At 71.9% G+C, this 18,806-nt stretch carries 24 protein-coding genes; 13 read left to right on the top strand and 11 right to left on the bottom strand.

Annotation, left to right across the window (positions count from 1 at the left end; translation table 11 throughout):
* Nucleotides 1-37: 37 nt before the first annotated feature.
* On the top strand, nucleotides 38-871 hold the full coding sequence (locus GQQ92_RS14785; RefSeq protein WP_157000069.1) for a ParA family protein: 834 nt from the start codon (nucleotides 38-40) through the stop codon (nucleotides 869-871).
* Between the two features lie 127 nt (nucleotides 872-998).
* Here GQQ92_RS14785 and GQQ92_RS14780 read toward each other — a convergent pair whose 3' ends face one another.
* The 4 genes from GQQ92_RS14780 to GQQ92_RS14765 form a co-directional block, all read right to left on the bottom strand.
* Entirely contained in the window at nucleotides 999-1,553 is a 555-nt protein-coding gene (locus tag GQQ92_RS14780) for a MerR family transcriptional regulator (RefSeq protein ID WP_157000068.1), read from the bottom strand.
* 123 nt (nucleotides 1,554-1,676) lie between these two features.
* Nucleotides 1,677-2,366 (bottom strand): transcriptional regulator FtsR, encoded by a 690-nt coding sequence (gene ftsR / locus GQQ92_RS14775; RefSeq protein WP_157000067.1) that lies wholly within the window; start codon nucleotides 2,364-2,366, stop codon nucleotides 1,677-1,679.
* Nucleotides 2,366-2,860 (bottom strand): FHA domain-containing protein, encoded by a 495-nt coding sequence (locus GQQ92_RS14770; RefSeq protein WP_157000066.1) that lies wholly within the window; start codon nucleotides 2,858-2,860, stop codon nucleotides 2,366-2,368. The genes ftsR and GQQ92_RS14770 overlap by 1 nt, the downstream gene beginning before the upstream one ends.
* 16 nt (nucleotides 2,861-2,876) lie before the next feature.
* Nucleotides 2,877-3,500, bottom strand: a complete 624-nt coding sequence (locus GQQ92_RS14765) for a CDP-alcohol phosphatidyltransferase family protein (RefSeq protein ID WP_197738279.1) — start codon at nucleotides 3,498-3,500, stop codon at nucleotides 2,877-2,879.
* Between the two features lie 32 nt (nucleotides 3,501-3,532).
* On the opposite strand from GQQ92_RS14765, the gene GQQ92_RS14760 reads away from it, so the two are divergent.
* Nucleotides 3,533-4,372, top strand: a complete 840-nt coding sequence (locus GQQ92_RS14760; RefSeq protein ID WP_157000065.1) for a DUF1295 domain-containing protein — start codon at nucleotides 3,533-3,535, stop codon at nucleotides 4,370-4,372.
* Nucleotides 4,373-4,378: 6 nt separating this feature from the next.
* Here GQQ92_RS14760 and GQQ92_RS14755 read toward each other — a convergent pair whose 3' ends face one another.
* Together GQQ92_RS14755 and GQQ92_RS14750 are read right to left on the bottom strand one after the other, a co-directional pair.
* Nucleotides 4,379-4,828 (bottom strand): NUDIX domain-containing protein, encoded by a 450-nt coding sequence (locus GQQ92_RS14755; protein WP_232057723.1) that lies wholly within the window; start codon nucleotides 4,826-4,828, stop codon nucleotides 4,379-4,381.
* 34 nt (nucleotides 4,829-4,862) lie between these two features.
* Entirely contained in the window at nucleotides 4,863-5,381 is a 519-nt protein-coding gene (locus GQQ92_RS14750; protein ID WP_157000063.1) for a MarR family winged helix-turn-helix transcriptional regulator, read from the bottom strand.
* Between the two features lie 55 nt (nucleotides 5,382-5,436).
* Here GQQ92_RS14750 and idi point away from each other — a divergent pair, with 55 nt between their 5' ends.
* From idi to GQQ92_RS14705, 9 genes are all read left to right on the top strand, one after another.
* The gene (gene idi / locus GQQ92_RS14745; RefSeq protein ID WP_157000062.1) at nucleotides 5,437-5,988 is read left to right on the top strand and encodes an isopentenyl-diphosphate Delta-isomerase; all 552 of its coding nucleotides are present in this window, start codon (nucleotides 5,437-5,439) and stop codon (nucleotides 5,986-5,988) included.
* Nucleotides 5,981-7,027, top strand: a complete 1,047-nt coding sequence (locus GQQ92_RS14740; RefSeq protein ID WP_197738278.1) for a polyprenyl synthetase family protein — start codon at nucleotides 5,981-5,983, stop codon at nucleotides 7,025-7,027. Before idi ends, GQQ92_RS14740 begins: the two co-directional genes overlap by 8 nt.
* Complete coding sequence (locus GQQ92_RS14735) at nucleotides 7,024-7,905, top strand: phytoene/squalene synthase family protein (protein WP_157000060.1); 882 nt, start codon at nucleotides 7,024-7,026, stop codon at nucleotides 7,903-7,905. The genes GQQ92_RS14740 and GQQ92_RS14735 overlap by 4 nt, the downstream gene beginning before the upstream one ends.
* On the top strand, nucleotides 7,902-9,533 hold the full coding sequence (crtI, locus tag GQQ92_RS14730; RefSeq protein WP_157000059.1) for a phytoene desaturase family protein: 1,632 nt from the start codon (nucleotides 7,902-7,904) through the stop codon (nucleotides 9,531-9,533). Before GQQ92_RS14735 ends, crtI begins: the two co-directional genes overlap by 4 nt.
* Nucleotides 9,530-9,925, top strand: coding sequence for a lycopene cyclase domain-containing protein (locus GQQ92_RS14725; RefSeq protein WP_157000058.1), 396 nt, complete (start codon nucleotides 9,530-9,532; stop codon nucleotides 9,923-9,925). Before crtI ends, GQQ92_RS14725 begins: the two co-directional genes overlap by 4 nt.
* A complete protein-coding gene (locus tag GQQ92_RS14720; protein WP_157000057.1) occupies nucleotides 9,922-10,254 on the top strand; it encodes a lycopene cyclase domain-containing protein in 333 nt (110 codons plus the stop codon). Before GQQ92_RS14725 ends, GQQ92_RS14720 begins: the two co-directional genes overlap by 4 nt.
* A complete protein-coding gene (locus GQQ92_RS14715; RefSeq protein WP_157000056.1) occupies nucleotides 10,251-11,153 on the top strand; it encodes a prenyltransferase in 903 nt (300 codons plus the stop codon). The genes GQQ92_RS14720 and GQQ92_RS14715 overlap by 4 nt, the downstream gene beginning before the upstream one ends.
* 9 nt (nucleotides 11,154-11,162) lie before the next feature.
* Entirely contained in the window at nucleotides 11,163-11,546 is a 384-nt protein-coding gene (locus GQQ92_RS14710) for an RNA-binding S4 domain-containing protein (protein ID WP_157000055.1), read from the top strand.
* Nucleotides 11,547-11,611: 65 nt separating this feature from the next.
* Nucleotides 11,612-11,905: a GNAT family N-acetyltransferase gene (locus GQQ92_RS14705; protein WP_157000054.1), complete on the top strand. Its 294-nt coding sequence runs from the start codon at nucleotides 11,612-11,614 to the stop codon at nucleotides 11,903-11,905.
* Between the two features lie 49 nt (nucleotides 11,906-11,954).
* On the opposite strand, the gene GQQ92_RS14700 is transcribed toward GQQ92_RS14705, so the two are convergent.
* Nucleotides 11,955-12,803: an aggregation-promoting factor C-terminal-like domain-containing protein gene (locus GQQ92_RS14700; RefSeq protein WP_232057722.1), complete on the bottom strand. Its 849-nt coding sequence runs from the start codon at nucleotides 12,801-12,803 to the stop codon at nucleotides 11,955-11,957.
* Nucleotides 12,804-12,958: 155 nt separating this feature from the next.
* Here GQQ92_RS14700 and GQQ92_RS14695 point away from each other — a divergent pair, with 155 nt between their 5' ends.
* Nucleotides 12,959-13,372 carry a YchJ family protein gene (locus GQQ92_RS14695; protein WP_157000053.1) on the top strand — a complete coding sequence of 138 codons (414 nt, stop codon included), beginning with the start codon at nucleotides 12,959-12,961 and terminating at the stop codon, nucleotides 13,370-13,372.
* A gap of 4 nt (nucleotides 13,373-13,376) precedes the next feature.
* Here GQQ92_RS14695 and GQQ92_RS14690 read toward each other — a convergent pair whose 3' ends face one another.
* Entirely contained in the window at nucleotides 13,377-14,243 is an 867-nt protein-coding gene (locus GQQ92_RS14690) for an MBL fold metallo-hydrolase (RefSeq protein WP_157000052.1), read from the bottom strand.
* A gap of 182 nt (nucleotides 14,244-14,425) precedes the next feature.
* Here GQQ92_RS14690 and GQQ92_RS14685 point away from each other — a divergent pair, with 182 nt between their 5' ends.
* Entirely contained in the window at nucleotides 14,426-15,109 is a 684-nt protein-coding gene (locus GQQ92_RS14685; RefSeq protein WP_157000096.1) for a GTP pyrophosphokinase, read from the top strand.
* A gap of 9 nt (nucleotides 15,110-15,118) precedes the next feature.
* On the opposite strand, the gene ligD is transcribed toward GQQ92_RS14685, so the two are convergent.
* From ligD to GQQ92_RS14665, 3 genes are read right to left on the bottom strand one after another with little or no spacing between them, the layout of a single operon-like run.
* Entirely contained in the window at nucleotides 15,119-16,150 is a 1,032-nt protein-coding gene (gene ligD, locus GQQ92_RS14680) for a non-homologous end-joining DNA ligase (protein WP_157000051.1), read from the bottom strand.
* 45 nt (nucleotides 16,151-16,195) lie between these two features.
* Complete coding sequence (locus GQQ92_RS16890) at nucleotides 16,196-17,515, bottom strand: nitroreductase/quinone reductase family protein (RefSeq protein ID WP_232057721.1); 1,320 nt, start codon at nucleotides 17,513-17,515, stop codon at nucleotides 16,196-16,198.
* 5 nt (nucleotides 17,516-17,520) lie between these two features.
* Entirely contained in the window at nucleotides 17,521-18,630 is a 1,110-nt protein-coding gene (locus GQQ92_RS14665; protein WP_157000050.1) for a YihY/virulence factor BrkB family protein, read from the bottom strand.
* Nucleotides 18,631-18,806 lie beyond the last annotated feature (176 nt).

The following is an 18,806-nucleotide window of genomic DNA, read 5'->3' as shown; positions in this document are numbered from 1 at the left end:
AGGTTTCGTCCAAGCAATAGAGGTAGCGTATCTGTTCGTGCACGTACTCAGCGTCAGTTCCCTCAAGGGCGGTGTCGGCAAGACGACCGTCACCCTCGGACTGGCGTCGGCGGCGTTCGCCCGCGGCGTCCGGACCCTCGTCGTCGATCTCGATCCCCAGTCCGACGTCTCGACCGGCATGGACATCCAGGTCGCCGGGCATCTGAACGTCGCCGATGTGCTCGCCTCGCCCAAGGAGAAGATCGTCCGATCGGCGATCGCGCCGAGCGGCTGGGCGCGATCGAACCCCCAGTCCACGATCGACGTCATGATCGGCAGCCCCTCTGCGATCAACTTCGACGGCCCGCACCCGTCGATCCGCGACATCTGGAAGCTCGAGGAGGCCCTCGCGAACGTCGAGGCCGACTACGAGCTCGTCCTCATCGACTGCGCTCCCTCGTTGAACGCGCTCACGCGCACCGCCTGGGCCGCGAGCGACCGGGTCGCCGTGGTCACCGAGCCCGGCCTGTTCTCGGTCGCGGCCGCCGACCGCGCGCTGCGTGCGATCGAGGAGATCCGCCGTGGCCTCTCCCCCCGTCTCCAGCCGCTCGGCATCATCGTGAACCGCGCGCGCGTGCAGTCCCTCGAGCACCAGTTCCGCATCAAGGAGCTGCGCGACATGTTCGGCCCGCTCGTGCTCTCGCCGCAGCTGCCCGAGCGCACCTCGCTGCAGCAGGCGCAGGGCGCCGCGAAGCCGCTGCACATGTGGCCCGGCGAGAGCGCCGAAGAGATGTCGGCGAACTTCGACCAGCTGCTCGAGCGCGTGCTGCGCACGGCTCGCATCGGCGACTACGCCAACGCACCGCTCGAGCTCGAGACCCCCACGCACTGACCCCGGCCCGCCGAATGCGGCGGGGCAACCCGACGCCGCGGCGATCGAGCACCGTGGTCGCACGGGACTCCCGCGCAGCGCGGACGGTTCGCCGATACGGGCGCAGGCCCGACCGGATCGCTCCCGTTCAGGAGATGCGGCGGTTCTTCGTGCCGCGTCGCGCGGCCAGTTCGTCCATCGGATCCGCCGGCTGGGTGTCGATCTCGACGAGGGAGTTCTCGACCTCCCGGAGCACCTTGCCGACGGCGATGCCGAAGACGCCCTGTCCTCGGTTGACGAGGTCGATGACCTCGTCGTCGGAGGTGCACAGGTAGACGCTCGCGCCGTCGCTCATGAGCGTGGTCTGCGCGAGGTCCCTGACCCCGGATTCGCGGAGCTGGGTGACGGCGGTGCGGATCTGCTGCAGCGAGATGCCGGTGTCGAGCAGCCGCTTGACGAGCTTCAGCACGAGGATGTCGCGGAAGCCGTAGAGGCGCTGCGACCCGGATCCGGCCGCGCCGCGGACGGTCGGCTCGACGAGCTGGGTGCGTGCCCAGTAGTCGAGCTGCCGGTAGCTGATGCCGGCCGCGCGCGCCGCGACGGCGCCGCGATAGCCGGTGCCGTCTTCATGCTCCGGCATGCCGTCGGTGAAGAGGAGTCCGAGGTCGTAGCGGTCGCGCGCGCTCCGGTCGAGCTCACTCATGCGATCCCCTCACTCTCGGTCACTCACCCCGTCGGGGCATCGTCCACGCTACCGAGGGCAGGGGGCCGAACCAAACACATCGGGCCGAACGTCACGGCGTGTCGCGAGGGTCGTGGATGCGGTTCAGCGCGCGAGCCTGGCGAGGGCGCTGCGCACGGCCTCGGCGCGAACGGTCTCGAGCTGGGAGGCGAGTTCGGCGGCGCGCTCGGAGACCCGCGCCTTTCCGGCGGCGTCGGGGCGGCGAGAGGGGGCGAGCGCACGTTCGATCAGCGCGGCGTCGCGCTCGGCGGCCGCCCGCAGCCCACGCAGGTGGCGCGGCTCGATGCCCACCTCGCGAAGGGCCGCGAGGGCGCTGAGCACGCCGAGCGCCTCGTCGTCGTAGGGCTCGGCCGACGAGATGAGCGACGCGGCGACGGCATCGTCGAGCAGGCCGCGGGGCGCCCGGGCGGCGGCGATCAGCTCGTCGCGGGCGAAGCGGCGGGCGCCGAGGAAGCCGCGCGCGTCCCTCGCGCCGGGGAGCGACGGCGTCTCACCGGCGTCGATCGCCTCGAGGTGGGCGCGGATCACCTTGAGCGGGAGGTAGTGGTCGCGCTGCATCGACAGCACGAGGGTGATGCGCTCGACGTCGGCGGTCGAGAACTTGCGGTAGCCCGCGGCGGTGCGCGCCGGGAAGACGAGCCCCTGCTCTTCGAGGAACCGCAGCTTCGACGGCGTGAGGTCGGGGAACTCCGGCTGCAGACGTGCGAGAACCTGACCGATGCCGAGCAGGGGGGCCTGGCCGCTCGCGTGCGTGGGGGCGGCGTGGCCCGACACTAGCTGCTCGCCAGCGGCGCCAGGTCGCGACGCGAAGCGTAGAACGTGAGCCGGAACTTGCCGATCTGCACCTCGGCGCCGTCGCTCAGCAGCGCCGTCTCGATGCGCACCCCGTCGAAGTAGGTGCCGTTCAGCGACGAGAGGTCTTTCACCTCGAAGGCGGTGCGATGCCGGTGGAACTCGGCATGCCGGCGCGAGACCGTGACGTCGTCGAGGAAGATGTCGGCGTCGGGGTGTCGGCCGACGGTCGTCACGTCGGTGTCGAGGAGGAATCGAGCCCCGCTGTTGGGGCCGCGGCGCACGATGAGCAGCGCCGACCCGGACGGCAGTGCCGCGATCGCCTCCTGCTCTTCGACCGTGATGTCGGCGTCGACCAGCGAGAGCTGGGCGGCAGCCTCGCGGCTGAACCCGATCGTCGTGCCGGCGGTGTTGCTGTCGCCGAACTCGCCGTTCGATGCCGTGCGGTCGCCCTCAGCGCCGCCTGCCTGTGTCATGTCGGTATCCGCCACGCTAGCCTCCCTGTTCAAGCGTATCCGATCGCGAGTCATCCGACACCCGCGGAATGCGGATGGCTCTCGACGTCTCGATCGCATAGATGACGCCCGCCCACCAGTAGAGGAAGGCGCCCCAGACCGTGATCGCCCATCCGATCGGTTCGCTGACCGGCTGCACTGCCGGGAACGCGAGACCGAGCATGATGACGGGCAGTCCGAAGAACAGGGCGAAGGTCGCCACCTTGCCCAATTGGTGCACGGGCAGGGGGCCGAAGCCGTGGTTCGCGAGGACGATGCCGAGGACCAGCAGGAAGACGTCGCGGGAGACGATCACGATGACGATCCACCACGGCACGAGCGAGTTCGCCGCGAGGCCGAGGAGCGCCGCGAAGATGTAGAGCCGGTCGGCGGCGGGATCGAGCAGTTGCCCGAGCCTCGTGATCTGCCCCAGCCGCCGCGCCAGGAACCCGTCGAGCAGGTCCGTGAGGCTGGCGACGACGAGGATCACCAGGGCGAGGACGTAGTCGCCGGCGATGACGGCCCACAGGAAGAAGGGCACGAGCACGAGCCGGAGCATGCTGAGGAGGTTCGGGATCGTCCAGATCTCCGTTCCGACCGCCCCCGCGCTCCGCCCAGCCACGAATCGATCCTATCGAGCCGTAGAATCGCGCCATGGCTCCCCTCGGCGTGTGTCTGGTGCTCCTCGCGGCGATCACCGCGGGCACGTGGGTCCTGTCGCTCGTCACTCGCGAGTACTCGTGGGTCGATCGCATCTGGTCGATCGCCCCCGTCGTCTATGTCTGGGTGTTCGCCGCGGCGAGCGGCGGCGACGCGCGGCTCGTCCTCATGGCCGTGCTGGTCACTGCCTGGGGCGCCCGCCTGACCTTCAATTTCGCGCGCAAGGGCGGGTATCGTCCGGGTGGGGAGGACTACCGTTGGGCGGTCCTGCGCGAACGGATGCCCCGACCGGCGTTCGAGGCGTTCAACCTCTTCTTCATCTCGATCTACCAGAACGTGCTGATCCTCCTGTTCTGCCTCCCGGCGCAGACCGTCTCCGCGTCGTCGCGACCGCCGCTCGGCGCCTGGGACGCGATCGTGGCCGTCGTCTTCCTCGCGTTCCTCGCGGGCGAGACCATCGCCGATCAACAGCAATGGGCGTTCCACCGGTGGAAGGCGGCGGAGCGCGCCGCAGGCCGTACGCCGACCCCGGGGTTCCTGCAGACGGGCCTGTTCCGCGTGTCGAGGCATCCGAACTTCTTCTTCGAGCAGGCGCAGTGGTGGGCGTTCTACGGGTTCGCGGTGGCGGCGACGGGGATCTGGTTGCACTGGAGCGTCGCCGGCGCGGTGCTGCTGACCCTCCTCTTCATCGGATCGACGGTCTTCACCGAGTCGATCTCCAGGCGGCGCTACGCCGACTACGACGCCTACCGGGCGCGCACCTCCGCCATCGTGCCGTGGTTCCCCCGCAGCGTTCCGGCCGCGACGGCCGCAGACGCCCACGCGCGCGACTGAACGGCCTCAGAGTCGGTCGCGGAGCCCCGGCCACGCTTCGGCGAACCGCGGATGCAGCGGCAGCGCCGCGACCTCGTCGATGGCGATCCAGGCGACGGCGATCGATTCGGGATCGCTCACGGCGGGCTCGAACCGGTGCGCGGCATCGGCGACGACGGTCGTGTACGACCAGTACCCGAGGTCGAGCACGCTCGTGAATCGCACGGTCAGGGCTCCAGCCGGGACGCCGGCCTCCTCCCCCGCCTCGCGGACGGCGGCCTCGATCGGGGTCTCGTCCTCATGCCTGGCGCCGCCCGGCATGCCCCAGGTGCCGCCGAAGTGGCTCCAGACGGCGCGATGCTGCAGGAGGACCTCGTGTTCGGGACTGACCGCGAGCAGCCCGGCCGCGCCGTACCGGCCCCAGTACCGTGCGCCGTCGGGACCCTCCACCCAGCCGTCGCCGCTCGTTCCGCTCATGCTCCCAGCATGGCGTACGTGCCCGGCCATGCGGTCATCGGGCCGACCCGTTCGGCGCGATCGCCTCGGCGAGGTCGTCGAGGAACGCGATGATCACGGCCCGTTGCGGCTCGTCGAAGGACTCGGCGACCCGCCGGAGTCGCTCGTGCATGGGCCCGAGCGTGCGTACGATGCGTTCATGGGCCTCCGGCATGGTGTGCAGGAGCAGGATCCGGCGATCGGTCGGGTGGGGGTCCCGCTCGAGGTCGCCGCTCGCGACGAGCCGGGCGACGAGCTTGACGGCGGCGGCGCTGGTGATGCCGAGCTCGCGGGCGAGTCCGGCGCTCGTCGCCGAGCGCCCGGCGCGCTCCTCGGCGATGACCCAGCGCAGGGCCGCGACGTCGGTGTCCCCCATGTCCATGTCGGCGCGCAGTCGCCGGCGCATCTCCGCCTCGGCGGCCCGGTGCCGGCGCACGGCGTCGAGGAGCGCCACGGTCGTGGCATCCGCGGTCTCGAACCAGTAGCGGTCGCGTTCGCGGTCGCGGTTCGAACTTTCGGTGGTTCCGTCGGGCACAGCGTGATGTTAGCGTGCTTTTCACTAACCAAGTAAGCGAAATTCTGGAGCGAGCATGACCGACACGATCGAACTTACGGAAGTCGTCGAAGACGACGTGGTCCTCCTCGACGAGTCGGGTGCGCCCATCGGGCGGGTCCCGAAGAGCGCCGCCCACGGCCCCGACACCGCACTCCACCTCGCGTTCTCCTGCCATGTGCTGAACCCCGCCGGCGAAGTGCTCGTCACGCGCAGGGCGCTCTCCAAGCAGGCATGGGCGGGCGTCTGGAGCAACTCGTTCTGCGGGCACCCCCGTCCCTCCGAACCGCTCACCGCGGCCGTGCGGCGCCGTGCCGAGTTCGAGCTCGGACTCGAACTCGATTCGCTCGAGCTCGCGCTTCCCACGTTCCGGTACCGCGCGATCGATGCCGACGGCACCGTCGAGAACGAGATCTGCCCGGTCTACATCGCGACGACGTCCGCCGACCCCGAACCGAACCCGCGCGAGGTGGTCGACCACGTCTGGGTGCGGCCCGATGAACTGCGCACCGCCATCGAGGCGGCGCCGTGGGCGTTCAGCCCGTGGCTCGCGCTCCAGGCACAGCAACTGGACCTCTACCGTGGCTGACGTCATCGACGCGGCGATCGAGGTCGAACTCGGCGCGATCTTCGCCGACGCCCGCCGCCGGGCCGGCGACCTCGACCCCCACTACGCGGCGCTGTGGCGCAGCCTCGCCCAGCAGAGTTCCGGCGGCAAGCGCATCCGGCCGCATCTCGTGCGCCTCGCGTACTCCGGATTCGGCGGCACCGATGAAGCGCTCGCAACGCGGGTCGCCGTGGCGTTCGAGCTGCTGCACACCGCGTTCCTCATCCATGACGACGTCATCGACCAGGACACCGTGCGCCGCGGCGACCCGAATGTCGCCGCGAGGTTCGCGGCGCGGGCGATCCGCCACGGCACCGACGAGCGCACGAGCGGCATCTGGGGCGAGACGGCCGCGGTCCTCGCCGGCGATCTCGCCCTCAGCCGGGCCCACCGCGAGATCGCCCTGCTCCCCGTCGACCGGACGAGACGCGGCCGGCTGCTCGACATCCTCGACCGTGCCGTGTTCGTGTCGGCGGCGGGCGAGCTCGCCGACGTCGTGAACGCCGGCGACGCCGAGCCCACGAGCATGCCCCGCGTGCTCGCGACCCTCGAGCAGAAGACCGCCGTGTACTCCTTCGAGTGCCCGCTCGCGGCCGGCGCGGTGCTGGCCGGCGCCTCGGACCCGGCCATCGCGGCGCTCGAACGGTTCGGGCGATTCGTCGGCATCGCGTTCCAGATCACCGACGACGTGCTCGGCGTGTTCGGCGACCCGGCGATCACGGGCAAGTCGGCCTCCTCCGATCTGCGCGAGGGCAAGCGGACCGCGCTCATCGCGCACGCGGCGACGACGGCCCACTGGCCGAGGATCGCCGCAGGGCTCGGCGATCCGGGGCTCGACGAGGCCGAGGCCGAGGAGATGCGCGCGGCGCTCCGCGACTGCGGGGCCCTCGACACGGCCCTGCGGCTGGCCGACGAGCACGTCACGCTCGCCCGGTACGAACTCGAGACCGCCGAGCTTCCCGCCCCCCTCGCCGCGGAGCTCGGCGCGATCGCCCTGCGCGCCGTGGAGCGTGCGCGATGAAGCCGCGTCCGGGGCTGCTCGAACGCTACGACGCGACCGCGGTCGCGAGCGCGGCGACGGTCATCGGCCGGTACTCGACCTCGTTCGGGGCCGCGGCCCGCATGCTCGACCCGACGACGAGGCGAGGCATCCGCTCGATCTACGCCCTCGTGCGCGTCGCCGACGAACTCGTGGACGGCACCGCGGATGCCGCGGGGCTGACGCCGCCCGAGCAGGCCTGCCTCCTCGACGAACTCGAAACCGAGACCGAATCGGCCATGCTGTGCGGCTACTCGACGAACCTGGTCGTGCACGCGTTCGCGCGCACCGCACGGGATTCCGGGATCGACCTGACGCTCACCCGCCCGTTCTTCGCCTCGATGCGTCGCGACCTCGATCCGACGCCGATCCGCGAGGCCGAAGTCGCCCCGTACATCCACGGCTCGGCCGAGGTCGTGGGCCTCATGTGCCTCGCGGTGTTCCTCCTCGGCGACGACGTCGACCCCGCCCGGAGGGCCCGGCTCGAGCGGGGCGCCGTGCATCTCGGCGCCGCATTCCAGAAGATCAACTTCCTGCGCGATCTCGAGACGGACTGGCGCACCCTCGGCCGCAACTACTTCCCGTGGTGCGACCCCGAGCACTTCGGCGAGGACGACAAGCATCGCATCCTCGACGACATCGATCACGACCTCGACCTCGCCGACGCCGCGATCCCCGAGCTGCCGCGGCGAGCGCGTGCCGCGGTGCTCACCGCGCACGGGCTGTTCTCGGCGCTCACCCGCCGGTGCCGGCAGACGCCCGCCGAGGTGCTCATGTCGACGCGCATCCGCGTTCCGGACGCCGCCAAGCTCGCGATCGCGCTGCGTTCGATGACGAAGTCGATCGGACGGACGCGATGATCGTGGGCTCGGAGCGCATCGTCGTGATCGGCGGGGGCATCGCGGGGCTCGCGGCATCCGCCCTCCTGGCTCGCGACGGCCATCGCGTGACCCTGCTCGAGGGGCGCGAGGGGTTCGGGGGGCGGGCCGGCTCGTGGTCGCGCGACGGGTTCCGGTTCGACACCGGCCCGTCGTGGTACCTGATGCCGGAGGTGTTCGATCACTTCTTCCGGCTCTTCGGCACGAGCGCGGCCGAACACCTCGATCTCGAGCGGCTCGACCCCGGGTACCGGGTGTACGCCGACGGCTACGACGCTCCCCTCGACATCCGGGGCTCGCGCCGCGAGAACGTCGAGCTGTTCGAGTCGGTCGAGCCCGGCGCGGGCGCCGCATTGGAGCGCTACCTCGATTCGGCGGCGTCGACGTACGACATCGCGCGACGACGGTTCCTCTACACGAACTTCGACGGCGTGCGGGGCCTGCTCGCGCCCGAGGTGCTGCGGGGTGCGGGGCGGCTGACGTCGCTGCTCACGACCTCCCTCGATCGGTTCGCGGCGCGCACCGTGCGCGACCGACGCCTTCGACAGGTGCTCGGCTACCCGGCGGTCTTCCTCGGCTCGTCGCCCACGGCGACGCCCGCGATGTACCACCTCATGAGCCACATGGATCTCGAGCAGGGCGTGTTCTACCCGCGCGGCGGGTTCACGGCGGTGATCGAGGCGATCGCGTCGATCGCGGCCGATGCCGGCGTCGATCTCGTGCCGAACGCGCGCGTCACCGCGATCGAGCTGACCGAGGGGGCCGATCCGACGGTCACGGGCGTGACCTTCCACGACGCCGCGGGCGCCTCGCACCGGGTTCCCGCGCATCGGGTCGTCTCGGCCGCCGACCTGCACCACACCGAGACCGAGCTGCTGCCGGCGCACGCGCGGACGTATCCCGAGTCCTGGTGGCGTCGGCGCACGTCGGGCCCCGGCGCGGTGCTCGCGATGCTCGGCGTGCGCGGGGAGGTGCCGGGGCTCGCCCACCACACGCTGTTCTTCACCGAGGACTGGCGCGAGAACTTCGGGCGCATCTTCGGTTCGAACCCGTCGATCCCCGATCCCGCGTCGTTCTACGTGTGCCGGCCGAGCGCGACGGATGCCTCGGTCGCGCCGCCCGGAGATTCGAACCTGTTCGTGCTCGTTCCGGTGCCCGCCGACGTGGGCATCGGCCGCGGCGGCGAGGACGGCGCGGGCGACCGGCTCGTGGAGGCGACCGCCGACCGTGCGATCGCCGTGATCGCCGCGGCGACGGGCGCGAACGATCTGGTCGAGCGGATCGCGGTGCGCCGCACCGTGGGCCCCGCGGACTTCGCCGCGGACCTGAACTCGTGGCGTGGCGGCGCGCTCGGGCCCGCGCACACGCTCAGGCAGAGCGCGTTCCTCCGAGGGTCGAACAGGTCCCGGCGGGTGCAGGGGCTCCTGTACGCGGGCGGCTCGAGCGTTCCGGGCATCGGGCTTCCGATGTGCCTCATCAGCGCCGAGAATGTGGTGAAGCGGGTCCGCGGCGACCGGTCGTCCGGTCCGCTCGCCGAGCCCGAGGCCGCCGGACCGGGGGCAGTCGGCCCCGCTCCCGCGTCCGGCGTCCGCTCGAGGGAGGGCGCATGACCGGATTCACCTATCTCGGGCTGCTCCTGCTGTCGATCGCTGCGATCGCCGCCGTCGACGTGCGGTGGCGGCTCGCGTTCCGGCGCGCACCGCTCGCCGCGTCCGTGGCGGTGGCGTGCGGCACGGTGCTCCTGCTCGTCTGGGACCTCGTCGGCATCGGGTTCGGCGTCTTCTTCCGAGGCGACTCGGTGTTCGCGACCGGCCTGCTGCTCGCCCCGGACCTGCCGATCGAGGAACCCGTGTTCCTCGTCTTCCTGTGCCAGCTCTCGCTCGTCGCGGTGCTCGGCGTCGAGCGGCTGCTCGGGCGTCGCCCGGGCGCGACGGACGCCGGCGCGACGGACGCCGGCCCGACGACGGTCGCCGCGGCATCCGATCGAGAGGCGCGCGCGTGACCTACCTGCTGATCTGCCTGCCCTTCCTCGCCGTGGCGGCGTGCGTCGCGGTCCTCGCGACCGTCCGGATGCCGCGGGCCGCACGCCGCACCCGGCTGCTCGCGCTCGGCATCGCCTTCGTGCTGATCGCCGCCCTCACGGCCGTCTTCGATTCCGTGATGATCGCCGCAGGACTCTTCGGGTACGCCGACGGAACGCGGCTCGGGCCGACCGTCTGGCTCGCACCCGTCGAGGACTTCGCGTACCCGCTCGCGGCGGTCCTGCTCGTTCCGGCCGTGTTCTCGCTCGCCCTCCGGCGCGGCGCCCCCGTCGAGGGCGGTGCCCGATGACGGACGCCGCCGGCACGAGGGCACCCTCTCGGGTCGGCCGGATCCTCGTCTCGAGCCGGCCGATCAGCTGGGTCAACACCGCGTTCCCCTTCGCGGCCGCGTACCTGCTCACGACGGGCGCCGTCGACCTGACGTTCGTGGTCGGCACCCTGTTCTTCCTGATCCCGTACAACCTGCTCATGTACGGCGTGAACGACGTCTTCGACTACGAGTCCGACCTGCGCAACCCGCGCAAGGGCGGCGCCGAGGGCGCCGTGCTCGATCCCGCGCTGCATCGCGCGGTCGTGTGGGCCGGGGTCGTCACGGCGGCCCCGTGCCTCGTCGTGCTCATGTGGTCGGCCGGCACGGGGCATCCGCTCTCGTGGATCGTGCTCGCGGCGAGCCTGTTCGCGGTGTTCGCCTACTCGGTGCCCGGGTTGCGGTTCAAGGAACGGCCGGTGCTCGACTCGATCACCTCGAGCTTCCACTTCGTGAGTCCCGCGCTCTACGGCCTCGCCGTCGCCGGCGCGGTCATGACGCCGCAACTCCTCGCCCTGATCGTCGCCTTCTTCTGCTGGGGCATGGCGAGCCACGCGTTCGGCGCGGTGCAGGACGTGCTGCCCGACCGCGAGGCCGGCATCGACTCGATCGCGACCGCGTTCGGCGCGCGCGCGACCGTGCGCATCGCGCTCGGACTCTGGACGACGGCCGGGCTCCTCATGCTCGCGACGCCCTGGCCGGGGCCGCTCGGCGCGGTGCTCGTCGTGCCGTACCTCGCCGCGGCGTGGCCGTACCGTTCGGTGACCGACGCACGCTCCGGCGAGGCGAATCGCGGCTGGCGGCACTTCATCGCGCTGAACTACGCGGTCGGGTTCCTCGTGACGATGCTCCTCATCTGGTGGGCGGCCGTGCGCGCGTAGGCTGATCGCATGCCCGCACCCGGAGACGCCCCCGTGCGCATCGATGCCTGGCTGTGGGCGGTGCGCCGGTTCAAGACGAGATCGGCCGCGACCGCGGCCTGCCGCGCCGGGCACGTGCGCGTGAACGGCGAGCGGGCGAAGGCCGCCCAGATGGTGCGCCCCGGCGACGAGGTCCGGGTGCGCGTCGAGGGGTTCGACCAGCTGCTCGTGGTTCGGCTCACGCTCGTGAAGCGCGTCTCGGCGAGCGTCGCCACGACCGCCGTCGACGATCGCACTCCCCCGCCGCCGCCTCGCGAGAGCGTTCCGATCGTGCCCGTGCGCGATCGCGGCGCGGGCCGCCCGACGAAGCGGGAGCGCCGCGACCTCGAACGGCTCCGGGGGCGCGACGCCTGAGCGGCGCCGCCGGCGCCCGGCTCGGGATCCATCGGTCGCGACCGGCGACGGCGTAGCCTGAGTCGATGCAGAGAGCATTCACCCATGAACCCGACGCCGATCGCTACGCCCTGCGATTGAACGGCGAGATCGCGAGCGTGCTCGACTACCGGGTGCTCGGCGACGCGATCTCGATGACGCGGGCGTACACGAACCCGCCGTACCGCGGGTCCGGCTACGCGGGCGAGCTCGTGGCGTTCGCAGTCGACGACGTCGAGTCGAACTCGTCGCGGCACATCGTGCCGAGCTGCTGGTACGTGGCCGAGTGGTTCGACCGTCACCCCGAGCGCGCCGGACTGCTCCACCCGCGCACCGCCTGAACGGCGACGAATCGGGCGGAGCAGCGCCGCAGATCGGGAGCTCGGCCGATCAGTACCAGTTGACCGACTGCGAGTGCGACCAGGCGCTGCACGGCGAGCCGTACGATCCGGCGATGTATCCGAGGCCCCACTTGATCTGCGTCGCCGCGTTCGTCGCCCAGTCGGCGCCGGCCGAGGCCATCTTGCTGCCGGGCAGCGACTGCGGGATGCCGGTGGCGCCGCTGGAGTCGTTGTACGCGGTGTACGACCATCCGGACTCCTTCGCCCAGAGGCTGTCGAGGCACTGGAACTGGTCGTCGCCCCAGCCGTACATGGACGACGCGAGCGAACGCGCGGTGGCACGCGCGCCGTCGGGGGTGTTCGCTGCGGCGAGCGCCTGGGCGGCCTCGGCAGCGGCCTTCGCGGCCGCCGCGGCCTGAGCCTGCTCAAAGGCCGTCGTGTCGGCCGCCGTCTTCGCCGCCGCCGCCTTCGTCTCCTTGGTGAGATCGGCGACGTCGTCGGTCGGGATCGTCTCGTAGTCGCTGAGGGAGGCGACGGATGCCGCGAGCGCCGATGCGTCGACCTTGCCGTCGGCCTTCTCGAGCGTCGCGTTCGCCAGCGTGATGGTGTCCTCTGCCTGGGCCTTGACCTTGGCCGCCGCGATCGAGCTGTAGACGCCGAGGGAATCGGCGCTGAGCCCCGTCGCCTTCGTGAGCTGGGCCGTGGCCTGTGCACGCGCATCGGCTTCGAAGGCGTTCTGGACGGCGAACCCGGTGCCGGCGACGAGGCCGACGGCGAGCACGGCGCCCGCGGCGATGAACCGGCGGCGAACGGTGCGTCGCGAGCGGAGGCTGCGGCGGGGGGTGGAGTCGGGTGCGGAGATCGAGGGAGCAGGGGTCGAGTTCGTGGTGGGGCGCATGAATCCTGTGTGCTCGGAAGGTGGGGGGAACGGGGGTCGGCGCCGCCGAGCGCGGGCACAAGTCAGAGACTCTGCCGACCGTTTCTGAACGGATCCTCAGGTATGGCTGTGCAGAGCATGACCGCGACCGCCGCACGCCCCGGAATACTGGGGACATGGCGCAATCCTCCGAATCCCCTGAGTTCCCGGCATCCGGCACCCGCTGCCCCTGCTCGAGCGGGCTGACCTTCGGGGAATGCTGCGGCCGATGGCTCCTCGGCGGAGCGGCGGCACCGACCGCCGTGCAGCTGATGCGGTCGCGCTACACCGCCTTCGCCGTCGGCGATGCCGACCACCTGCTCGCGACGTGGCATCCGTCGACCGCGCCGGCGAGCCTCGAGCTCGATCGAACGATCCGCTGGATGCGCCTCGACGTCGAGCGCACCGAGCGCGGCGGACCGCTCGACCACGCGGGAGTCGTGGAATTCACGGCCCACTACCGGCACGACGGCGAGCGCGGGGCGCAGCACGAGGTGAGCCGGTTCGTGCGCGAGGGCGGCCGCTGGTTCTACCTCGGTGCGCTCGACTGACCCATCACGCGTCGTCGATGCTCCCGTCGTCGAGGGGCCGCCCGTCGAGGGCCGCGTAGGCGCGTTCGACCGCGCCGACGAGCCCGGCGACGTCGAACGGCCAGTCGTCGTGGGCCGCCAGCGCTGCGCCTTCTTCGAGACCGGCGCCGTGCGCGACGATGAGGCGCTCGGCGATGAGGCGCAGGTCGCCGGCCTGACGTGCGACGAAGTCGGGGCCGACGACCGCACCGTGTCCGGGCACCACGAGATCGCCGGGCCGCATCTCGTCGAGGAGGCGTTCGAGCACGACGGGCCGGGCGAGGGGGTAGCTGCCGGAACCGTACATGGGCGGACCCGACTCCTCGACGAGGTCGCCGACGATCCACACCCGCTCGGCGGGCAAGAGCAGCACGAGGTCCGTGTCGGTGTGCGCCGCGGGCTGCGGACGGAGCTCGGCGGTTCGCCCGCCGAGGTCCAGGCCGGTCGCCCGGTCGACCGGATGCGTCGGGGGCGTGAGCACGACCCGATCCCAGCGGCGATCCGGCTCCCGCGACCGGTCCGCGCGCCAGGCCGCGAGGCGCGGGCCCTCGTACGCGGCGAAGTGCTCGCCGATCGCAGCGTGGCCGTGGATCGCGGCATCCGTCTCGGAACCGGGTCCGAACGCCTGGTTGCCGAACGTGTGGTCGAAGTGCGCGTGGGTGTTCACGAGGCCGAGGATCGGGGCATCCGAGCGCTCCCTGATCTGCGCGAGGATCTCTTCGCCCTCGTCGGGATCCGCGCCGGAGTCGACGACGAGCAGCCCTTCGGCCCCCTCGATCACGACCACAGACAGGTCGAACACGCCCGCGCGCAACTGGTGCACTCCGGGGGCCACCGACGTCCAGCTCGCCATGTCTCGATGGTATCGGCGCACCGCGGGCGACCCTCGGTCAAAGGGAATGCAGAGGTTGCCCGCGTACGGTGACCGACGTGAGTTCGAACGACGAGGTCGCCGCCCGCGACGATGCCGCCCATGCCCTGACCGAACGAGCCCAGCGGGCGCTCGAGGCCATCGACGGCGGCACGCTCGACGAGATGCGCAGCCTCCGCGACGAGACCGAGCGGTTCATGCTGCGGTACAAGTTCGGCATGGACGAGGTCATCACCAAGCTGTCGATCCTTCGCGAGGAGTTCGGGCAGACCCACGCGTACAACCCGATCGAGCACATCTCGAGCCGGTTGAAGAGCCTCGACAGCGTGATCGAGAAGATGGACCGCAAGGGCATCGAGCCGACGTTCGACGCGATCCGCGGGACCATCACCGACATCGCCGGCGTTCGGGTGACGTGCAGCTTCGTCTCCGACGTCTATCGGGTCGCCGAGCTGCTGACCGCGCAGGGCGACATCCGCGTGCTGAAGGAGAAGGACTACATCGCCGCGCCCAAGGCGAACGGCTACCAGAGCCTCCATCTCATCGTCGAGGTGCCCGTGTTCCTCTCGACCGGGACGCACCACGTGCCCGTCGAGGTGCAGGTGCGCACCATCGCCATGGACTTCTGGGCGAGCCTCGAGCACAAGATCTACTACAAGTACGACCGGCAGGTGCCCGCGGAGCTGCTCGACGATCTGACGGACGCCGCGCACACGGCCGCCGAGCTCGACGCGCGCATGGAGCGGCTGCACCGCGAGCTCCACGGCGCCGCAGCGGGCTCCGCGGTCGGTGCGCCGCTCGTCGCGGCACCCGCGCCGGGGACGCCCACGAGGCCGATCGCAGTGTGATCGGGCAGCTCAGTCGCTCGCGTCGTCGTGACGCGCGCGGCTCGGCTGCACCCGCATGGGCTCCCCCGGCATCTTCGGGAAGTCGGGAGGGAACGGGAGTTCGCCGAGCCCGTCGTCGAGATCGCGCTGCCACCACTCGAGGAGCATCTCGATGCGGCCGGGCTCATCGTGCATGCCCGACCACGGGTCGCCGACCTCGGCGAGTCGCCGGGGCACCGTTCGCACGGTGTGCGCCATGGGATCGGTCGTCGGCAGCTCGTCCCAGGTCAGGGGGCAGGACACCGGCGCCTGGGGCAGCGGGCGCGGGCTGTAGGCGCCCGCCATCGTGCGGTCTCGGTTCGCCTGGTTGTAGTCGATGAAGATGCGGTCGCCGCGCTCCTCCTTCCACCAGTTGGTGGTGACGAGGTCGGGCATGCGCCGTTCGAGCTCACGGCCGAGGGCGATCACGGCGTGCCGGACGTCGAGGAACTCGTGCTCGGGCTCGATGGGGGCGAACACGTGGATGCCGCGGCTGCCGGAGCTCTTCGCGAACGCCGTGAGCCCGACCTCGGCGAGCAGTTCGCGCAGCGCGAGCGCGACGGGAACGGCCTCGGCGAACCCGGTGCCCGGTTGCGGGTCGAGGTCGATGCGCAGCTGATCGGGGTTGTCGGTTTCGTCGGCGCGCGACGCCCATGGGTGGAACACCACGGTGTTCATCTGCACCGCCCACACCGCGCTCGCCGGCTCGTCGAGCACGAGCTGCGGATGCCGCCGGCCGCTGGGGTACGTCACCGTCACCGACCTGACCCAGTCGGGCGCCCCGCGCGGCGGGTTCTTCGAGAAGAACTGCTCCCCGTCGACGCCCTCGGGGAACCGCTGGAGGGAGACCGGCCGCCCGCCGTTGGCCTCGATGAACGCGGGCCCGACCGCGACGAGGTACTCGGCGAGCTCGAGCTTGGTGACGCCGACCTCGGGCCAGAGCACCCTCGTCGGCGACGAGACGCGCACCTGCCGCTCGCCGTGCGGACCGGGAACGATGAGCTGTGCCGCGTCGCCTGCCATGCCTGCGACGGTACTCCACGCCGCCGACGCCGCGCGAGGGCGGGGCTAGGCCTCGGCGCGGCGAGCCTCGCGTGCGGCGTCGCGCGCCGCGTCGGAGGCCGCGGCCTCCTCGGGCGTCGGCGCCGTGCCGCCGAGGCTCCTCGGCTGCCACCATGCGCCGGTGCCGTCGACGGGGTACTCGCGCTGAAGACGGTCGACGAGCTCTTGGAGCCGCTCGCGCAGGCGCCCGGTCGCGACGCGCGCGTCCTCGTCGGCGCCGACGGTGATCGGGGCGCCGAACGCGAAGCTCACGGGCACGCCGAAGCGTTCGAGGAATCCGACGCGGTGGCCCTTCGTCAGCAACCGGTGACCGCCCCATACCGCGACGGGGATGACCGGCACGCCGGCCTCGGCCGCGAGCCGCACGGCGCCGGTCTTGAGCTCGCGCACGGTGAACGACGCGCTCACGCCCGCCTCGGGGAAGACGCCGAGCAGCTCTCCGCCGCGCAGCGCCTCGACGGCCTTCGCATACGCGGCGGCGCCGGCCTTCATGTCGACGGCGATGTGGCGCATGCCGCGCATCAGCGGACCCGTCACGGGCGAGTCGAACACGCTCTGCTTGGCCATGAACCGGATGCGACGCCGGTCGGCGAGCCAGGTGACCCATTCGACCAGCGCGAACTCGAGGTACCCGAAGTGCGTCATCGCGAGCACGGCGCCGCCCGTGTCGGGCACGTTCTCGACCCCGGTCACGTGCCGCTTGAGCCCGAGCGCGCCGAAGAGCCCGCGACCGGCGACGATCGCCGTGCTGTAGATCGGTTCGCTGGCGCGTCGTCGGCTCATGCCCGCCAGCCTACGGGCAGGCTCTGTGGGGCGACTGCGAGCTCGGGCCCGCGGAACGGCCTGCTCGGCGACGGGTCGCAGCCGGAACAGCCGGACGGTGCGGCCCGACGCGCGTTCGTAGGCCCGATATCCGGGCCACTGCGCCTCGATGCGCGACCACGCGAGTTCGCGCGCGGGAGCAGCGTCGATGAGCTCCGCCCGCACGTCGAGCTCGCGACCGCGCACGCTGATCGACGCATCGGGACGGCGCAGCAGGTTGTACGTCCACCCGGGATGCCGTCGCTGCGCGAACGTCGTGCCAGCGACGATCGCGCTTCCGTGCCCGTCGGGCGTGTACATGAGGTGGTTGTCGCGTCGCTGCCCCGACCTGGCGCCGGTGGTGTGCAGCACGAGGGACGGCACGAGCAGCCCGCTGAGCTGCACCCGGCCGCCGGACAGGCGGCGGACGAGGCGTTCGAGGGGTGGCAGGAGCACGGGGCCGAGGGCGCGGAAGAGCCGGGTGCGCGTCAGCGGCGCGACCGCGGCCCGTACGAGCCCGAGCACGGAGGTCACGGTCGGCCCGCGCGGTCGCCGCCGCCGGGCCCGCCCGACGCCGCCGCGCGTTCGCCCTCCACCGCCTCGCGGGCCGAGACGAGCTCGGCCGAGGCATCCGCGGCCCGTCGTTCGGCCCGCCGCAGCCGACGGATCGCGACCGTCGGCGCCCCGTGTCGTGCGTGGACCCGGTCGTGCTCCTCGTCGACGCCCGTGACGATGTAGGCCGAGGCGATGAGGATCACCTGGCTCGACAGGTTCAGCCAGAGCAGGAGGGCGATGAGCGATCCGAACGAGGCGAGCAGCGGATTGCTCGTCGCGCCGGCGACGAAGAGGCCCGACAGCTGCTGGAGCACGGTGAGACCGACCCCGCCGATGAGGGCGCCCGACCAGAGCGAGCGCGCCGCGGGGCGCAGACCCGAGAGCACCCGGAACATCGTCGCGACCACGGCCACGTCGATCGCGAAGATCACGAGGATCGACACGATGCGGGTCGCGACCTCGGAACCCGTGTCGGTCGTGGACCACCCGAGCCATCCGAACACCCCGTCGATCGCGGCGGTGCTCGCGAACGTCACGGCCGCCGCGGCCGCGAGCGCCGCGCCGAAGCCGATCGCGAGCGCGAGGTCGCGCAGCAGCACCCACAGGAAGAAGGTCTGGGGGTCGGGCTGGTCGGCGAGGTCGCGCAGCGCGACGCGCAACGACCCGACGGCGCCGATCGCCGCCGTGACGAGACCGACGAGGGCGAGCGCCCCGGCGATGCTCAGGGTGATCGGCTGCACGAGATCGTCGGGGTCGATGAGCGCGCCCTCCCCGACGAGTCCGGGGATCGCCTGGTCGACGGTCGCGACCAGCGCGCTCATCGCCTCGTCGTTGCCGGCGAGCCAGATGCCCGCGACCGCGAAGCCGAGGAAGACGCCCGCGAACACGGAGAAGAGCGTGCGGTAGGTGATGCTGTCGGCGAGCACCGCCCCGTGGTGCTCCATGTAGAGCAGATAGGCGCGGACCGGCTTGCGTGCGAGCGCCCAGGCCGTGATGCGGCGCAGGCGCTCGGCGAAGGACGCGGGCGCGGGCGCGGGCGGCGCTGTCCGAGCCTGCTCGATGTGTTCGCTCTCGTCTGCCTCCATGCCGTCAGCGTATCGAGGGCGGATGCCGCGTGCAGGTGCTTGACAGGACCCGCTCCGCCGTTCGCAGTGACCGGGCTCGGGGACGCAGAAGGGGGCCCCGCGGCGGGGGGGGCGGGGGGGGGGGGGGGGGGGGGGGGCCCCGGCGGGGCCGGTAAAAACCAGGCACAGCGCCCGGG

The organism is Agromyces terreus, from assembly GCF_009749465.1.
Taxonomy (GTDB): Bacteria; Actinomycetota; Actinomycetes; order Actinomycetales; family Microbacteriaceae; genus Agromyces; species Agromyces terreus.
Note: the sequence above shows the minus strand (reverse complement) of the source record. Positions and strands in the feature narration are given on the sequence as shown.

Excerpts from the sequence above, each read along its gene's own strand:
- GQQ92_RS14780 (WP_157000068.1), bottom strand. The coding sequence starts at position 1,553 with ATGAGTGAGCTCGACCGGAGCGCGCGCGACCGCTACGACCTCGGACTC.
- GQQ92_RS14770 (WP_157000066.1), bottom strand. The coding sequence starts at position 2,860 with ATGACACAGGCAGGCGGCGCTGAGGGCGACCGCACGGCATCGAACGGC.
- GQQ92_RS14760 (WP_157000065.1), top strand. The coding sequence starts at position 3,533 with ATGGCTCCCCTCGGCGTGTGTCTGGTGCTCCTCGCGGCGATCACCGCG.
- GQQ92_RS14755 (WP_232057723.1), bottom strand. The coding sequence starts at position 4,828 with ATGAGCGGAACGAGCGGCGACGGCTGGGTGGAGGGTCCCGACGGCGCA.
- idi (WP_157000062.1), top strand. The coding sequence starts at position 5,437 with ATGACCGACACGATCGAACTTACGGAAGTCGTCGAAGACGACGTGGTC.
- GQQ92_RS14735 (WP_157000060.1), top strand. The coding sequence starts at position 7,024 with ATGAAGCCGCGTCCGGGGCTGCTCGAACGCTACGACGCGACCGCGGTC.
- crtI (WP_157000059.1), top strand. The coding sequence starts at position 7,902 with ATGATCGTGGGCTCGGAGCGCATCGTCGTGATCGGCGGGGGCATCGCG.
- GQQ92_RS14725 (WP_157000058.1), top strand. The coding sequence starts at position 9,530 with ATGACCGGATTCACCTATCTCGGGCTGCTCCTGCTGTCGATCGCTGCG.
- GQQ92_RS14715 (WP_157000056.1), top strand. The coding sequence starts at position 10,251 with ATGACGGACGCCGCCGGCACGAGGGCACCCTCTCGGGTCGGCCGGATC.
- GQQ92_RS14710 (WP_157000055.1), top strand. The coding sequence starts at position 11,163 with ATGCCCGCACCCGGAGACGCCCCCGTGCGCATCGATGCCTGGCTGTGG.
- GQQ92_RS14705 (WP_157000054.1), top strand. The coding sequence starts at position 11,612 with ATGCAGAGAGCATTCACCCATGAACCCGACGCCGATCGCTACGCCCTG.
- GQQ92_RS14700 (WP_232057722.1), bottom strand. The coding sequence starts at position 12,803 with ATGCGCCCCACCACGAACTCGACCCCTGCTCCCTCGATCTCCGCACCC.
- GQQ92_RS14695 (WP_157000053.1), top strand. The coding sequence starts at position 12,959 with ATGGCGCAATCCTCCGAATCCCCTGAGTTCCCGGCATCCGGCACCCGC.
- GQQ92_RS14690 (WP_157000052.1), bottom strand. The coding sequence starts at position 14,243 with ATGGCGAGCTGGACGTCGGTGGCCCCCGGAGTGCACCAGTTGCGCGCG.
- GQQ92_RS14685 (WP_157000096.1), top strand. The coding sequence starts at position 14,426 with ATGCGCAGCCTCCGCGACGAGACCGAGCGGTTCATGCTGCGGTACAAG.
- ligD (WP_157000051.1), bottom strand. The coding sequence starts at position 16,150 with ATGGCAGGCGACGCGGCACAGCTCATCGTTCCCGGTCCGCACGGCGAG.
- GQQ92_RS14665 (WP_157000050.1), bottom strand. The coding sequence starts at position 18,630 with ATGGAGGCAGACGAGAGCGAACACATCGAGCAGGCTCGGACAGCGCCG.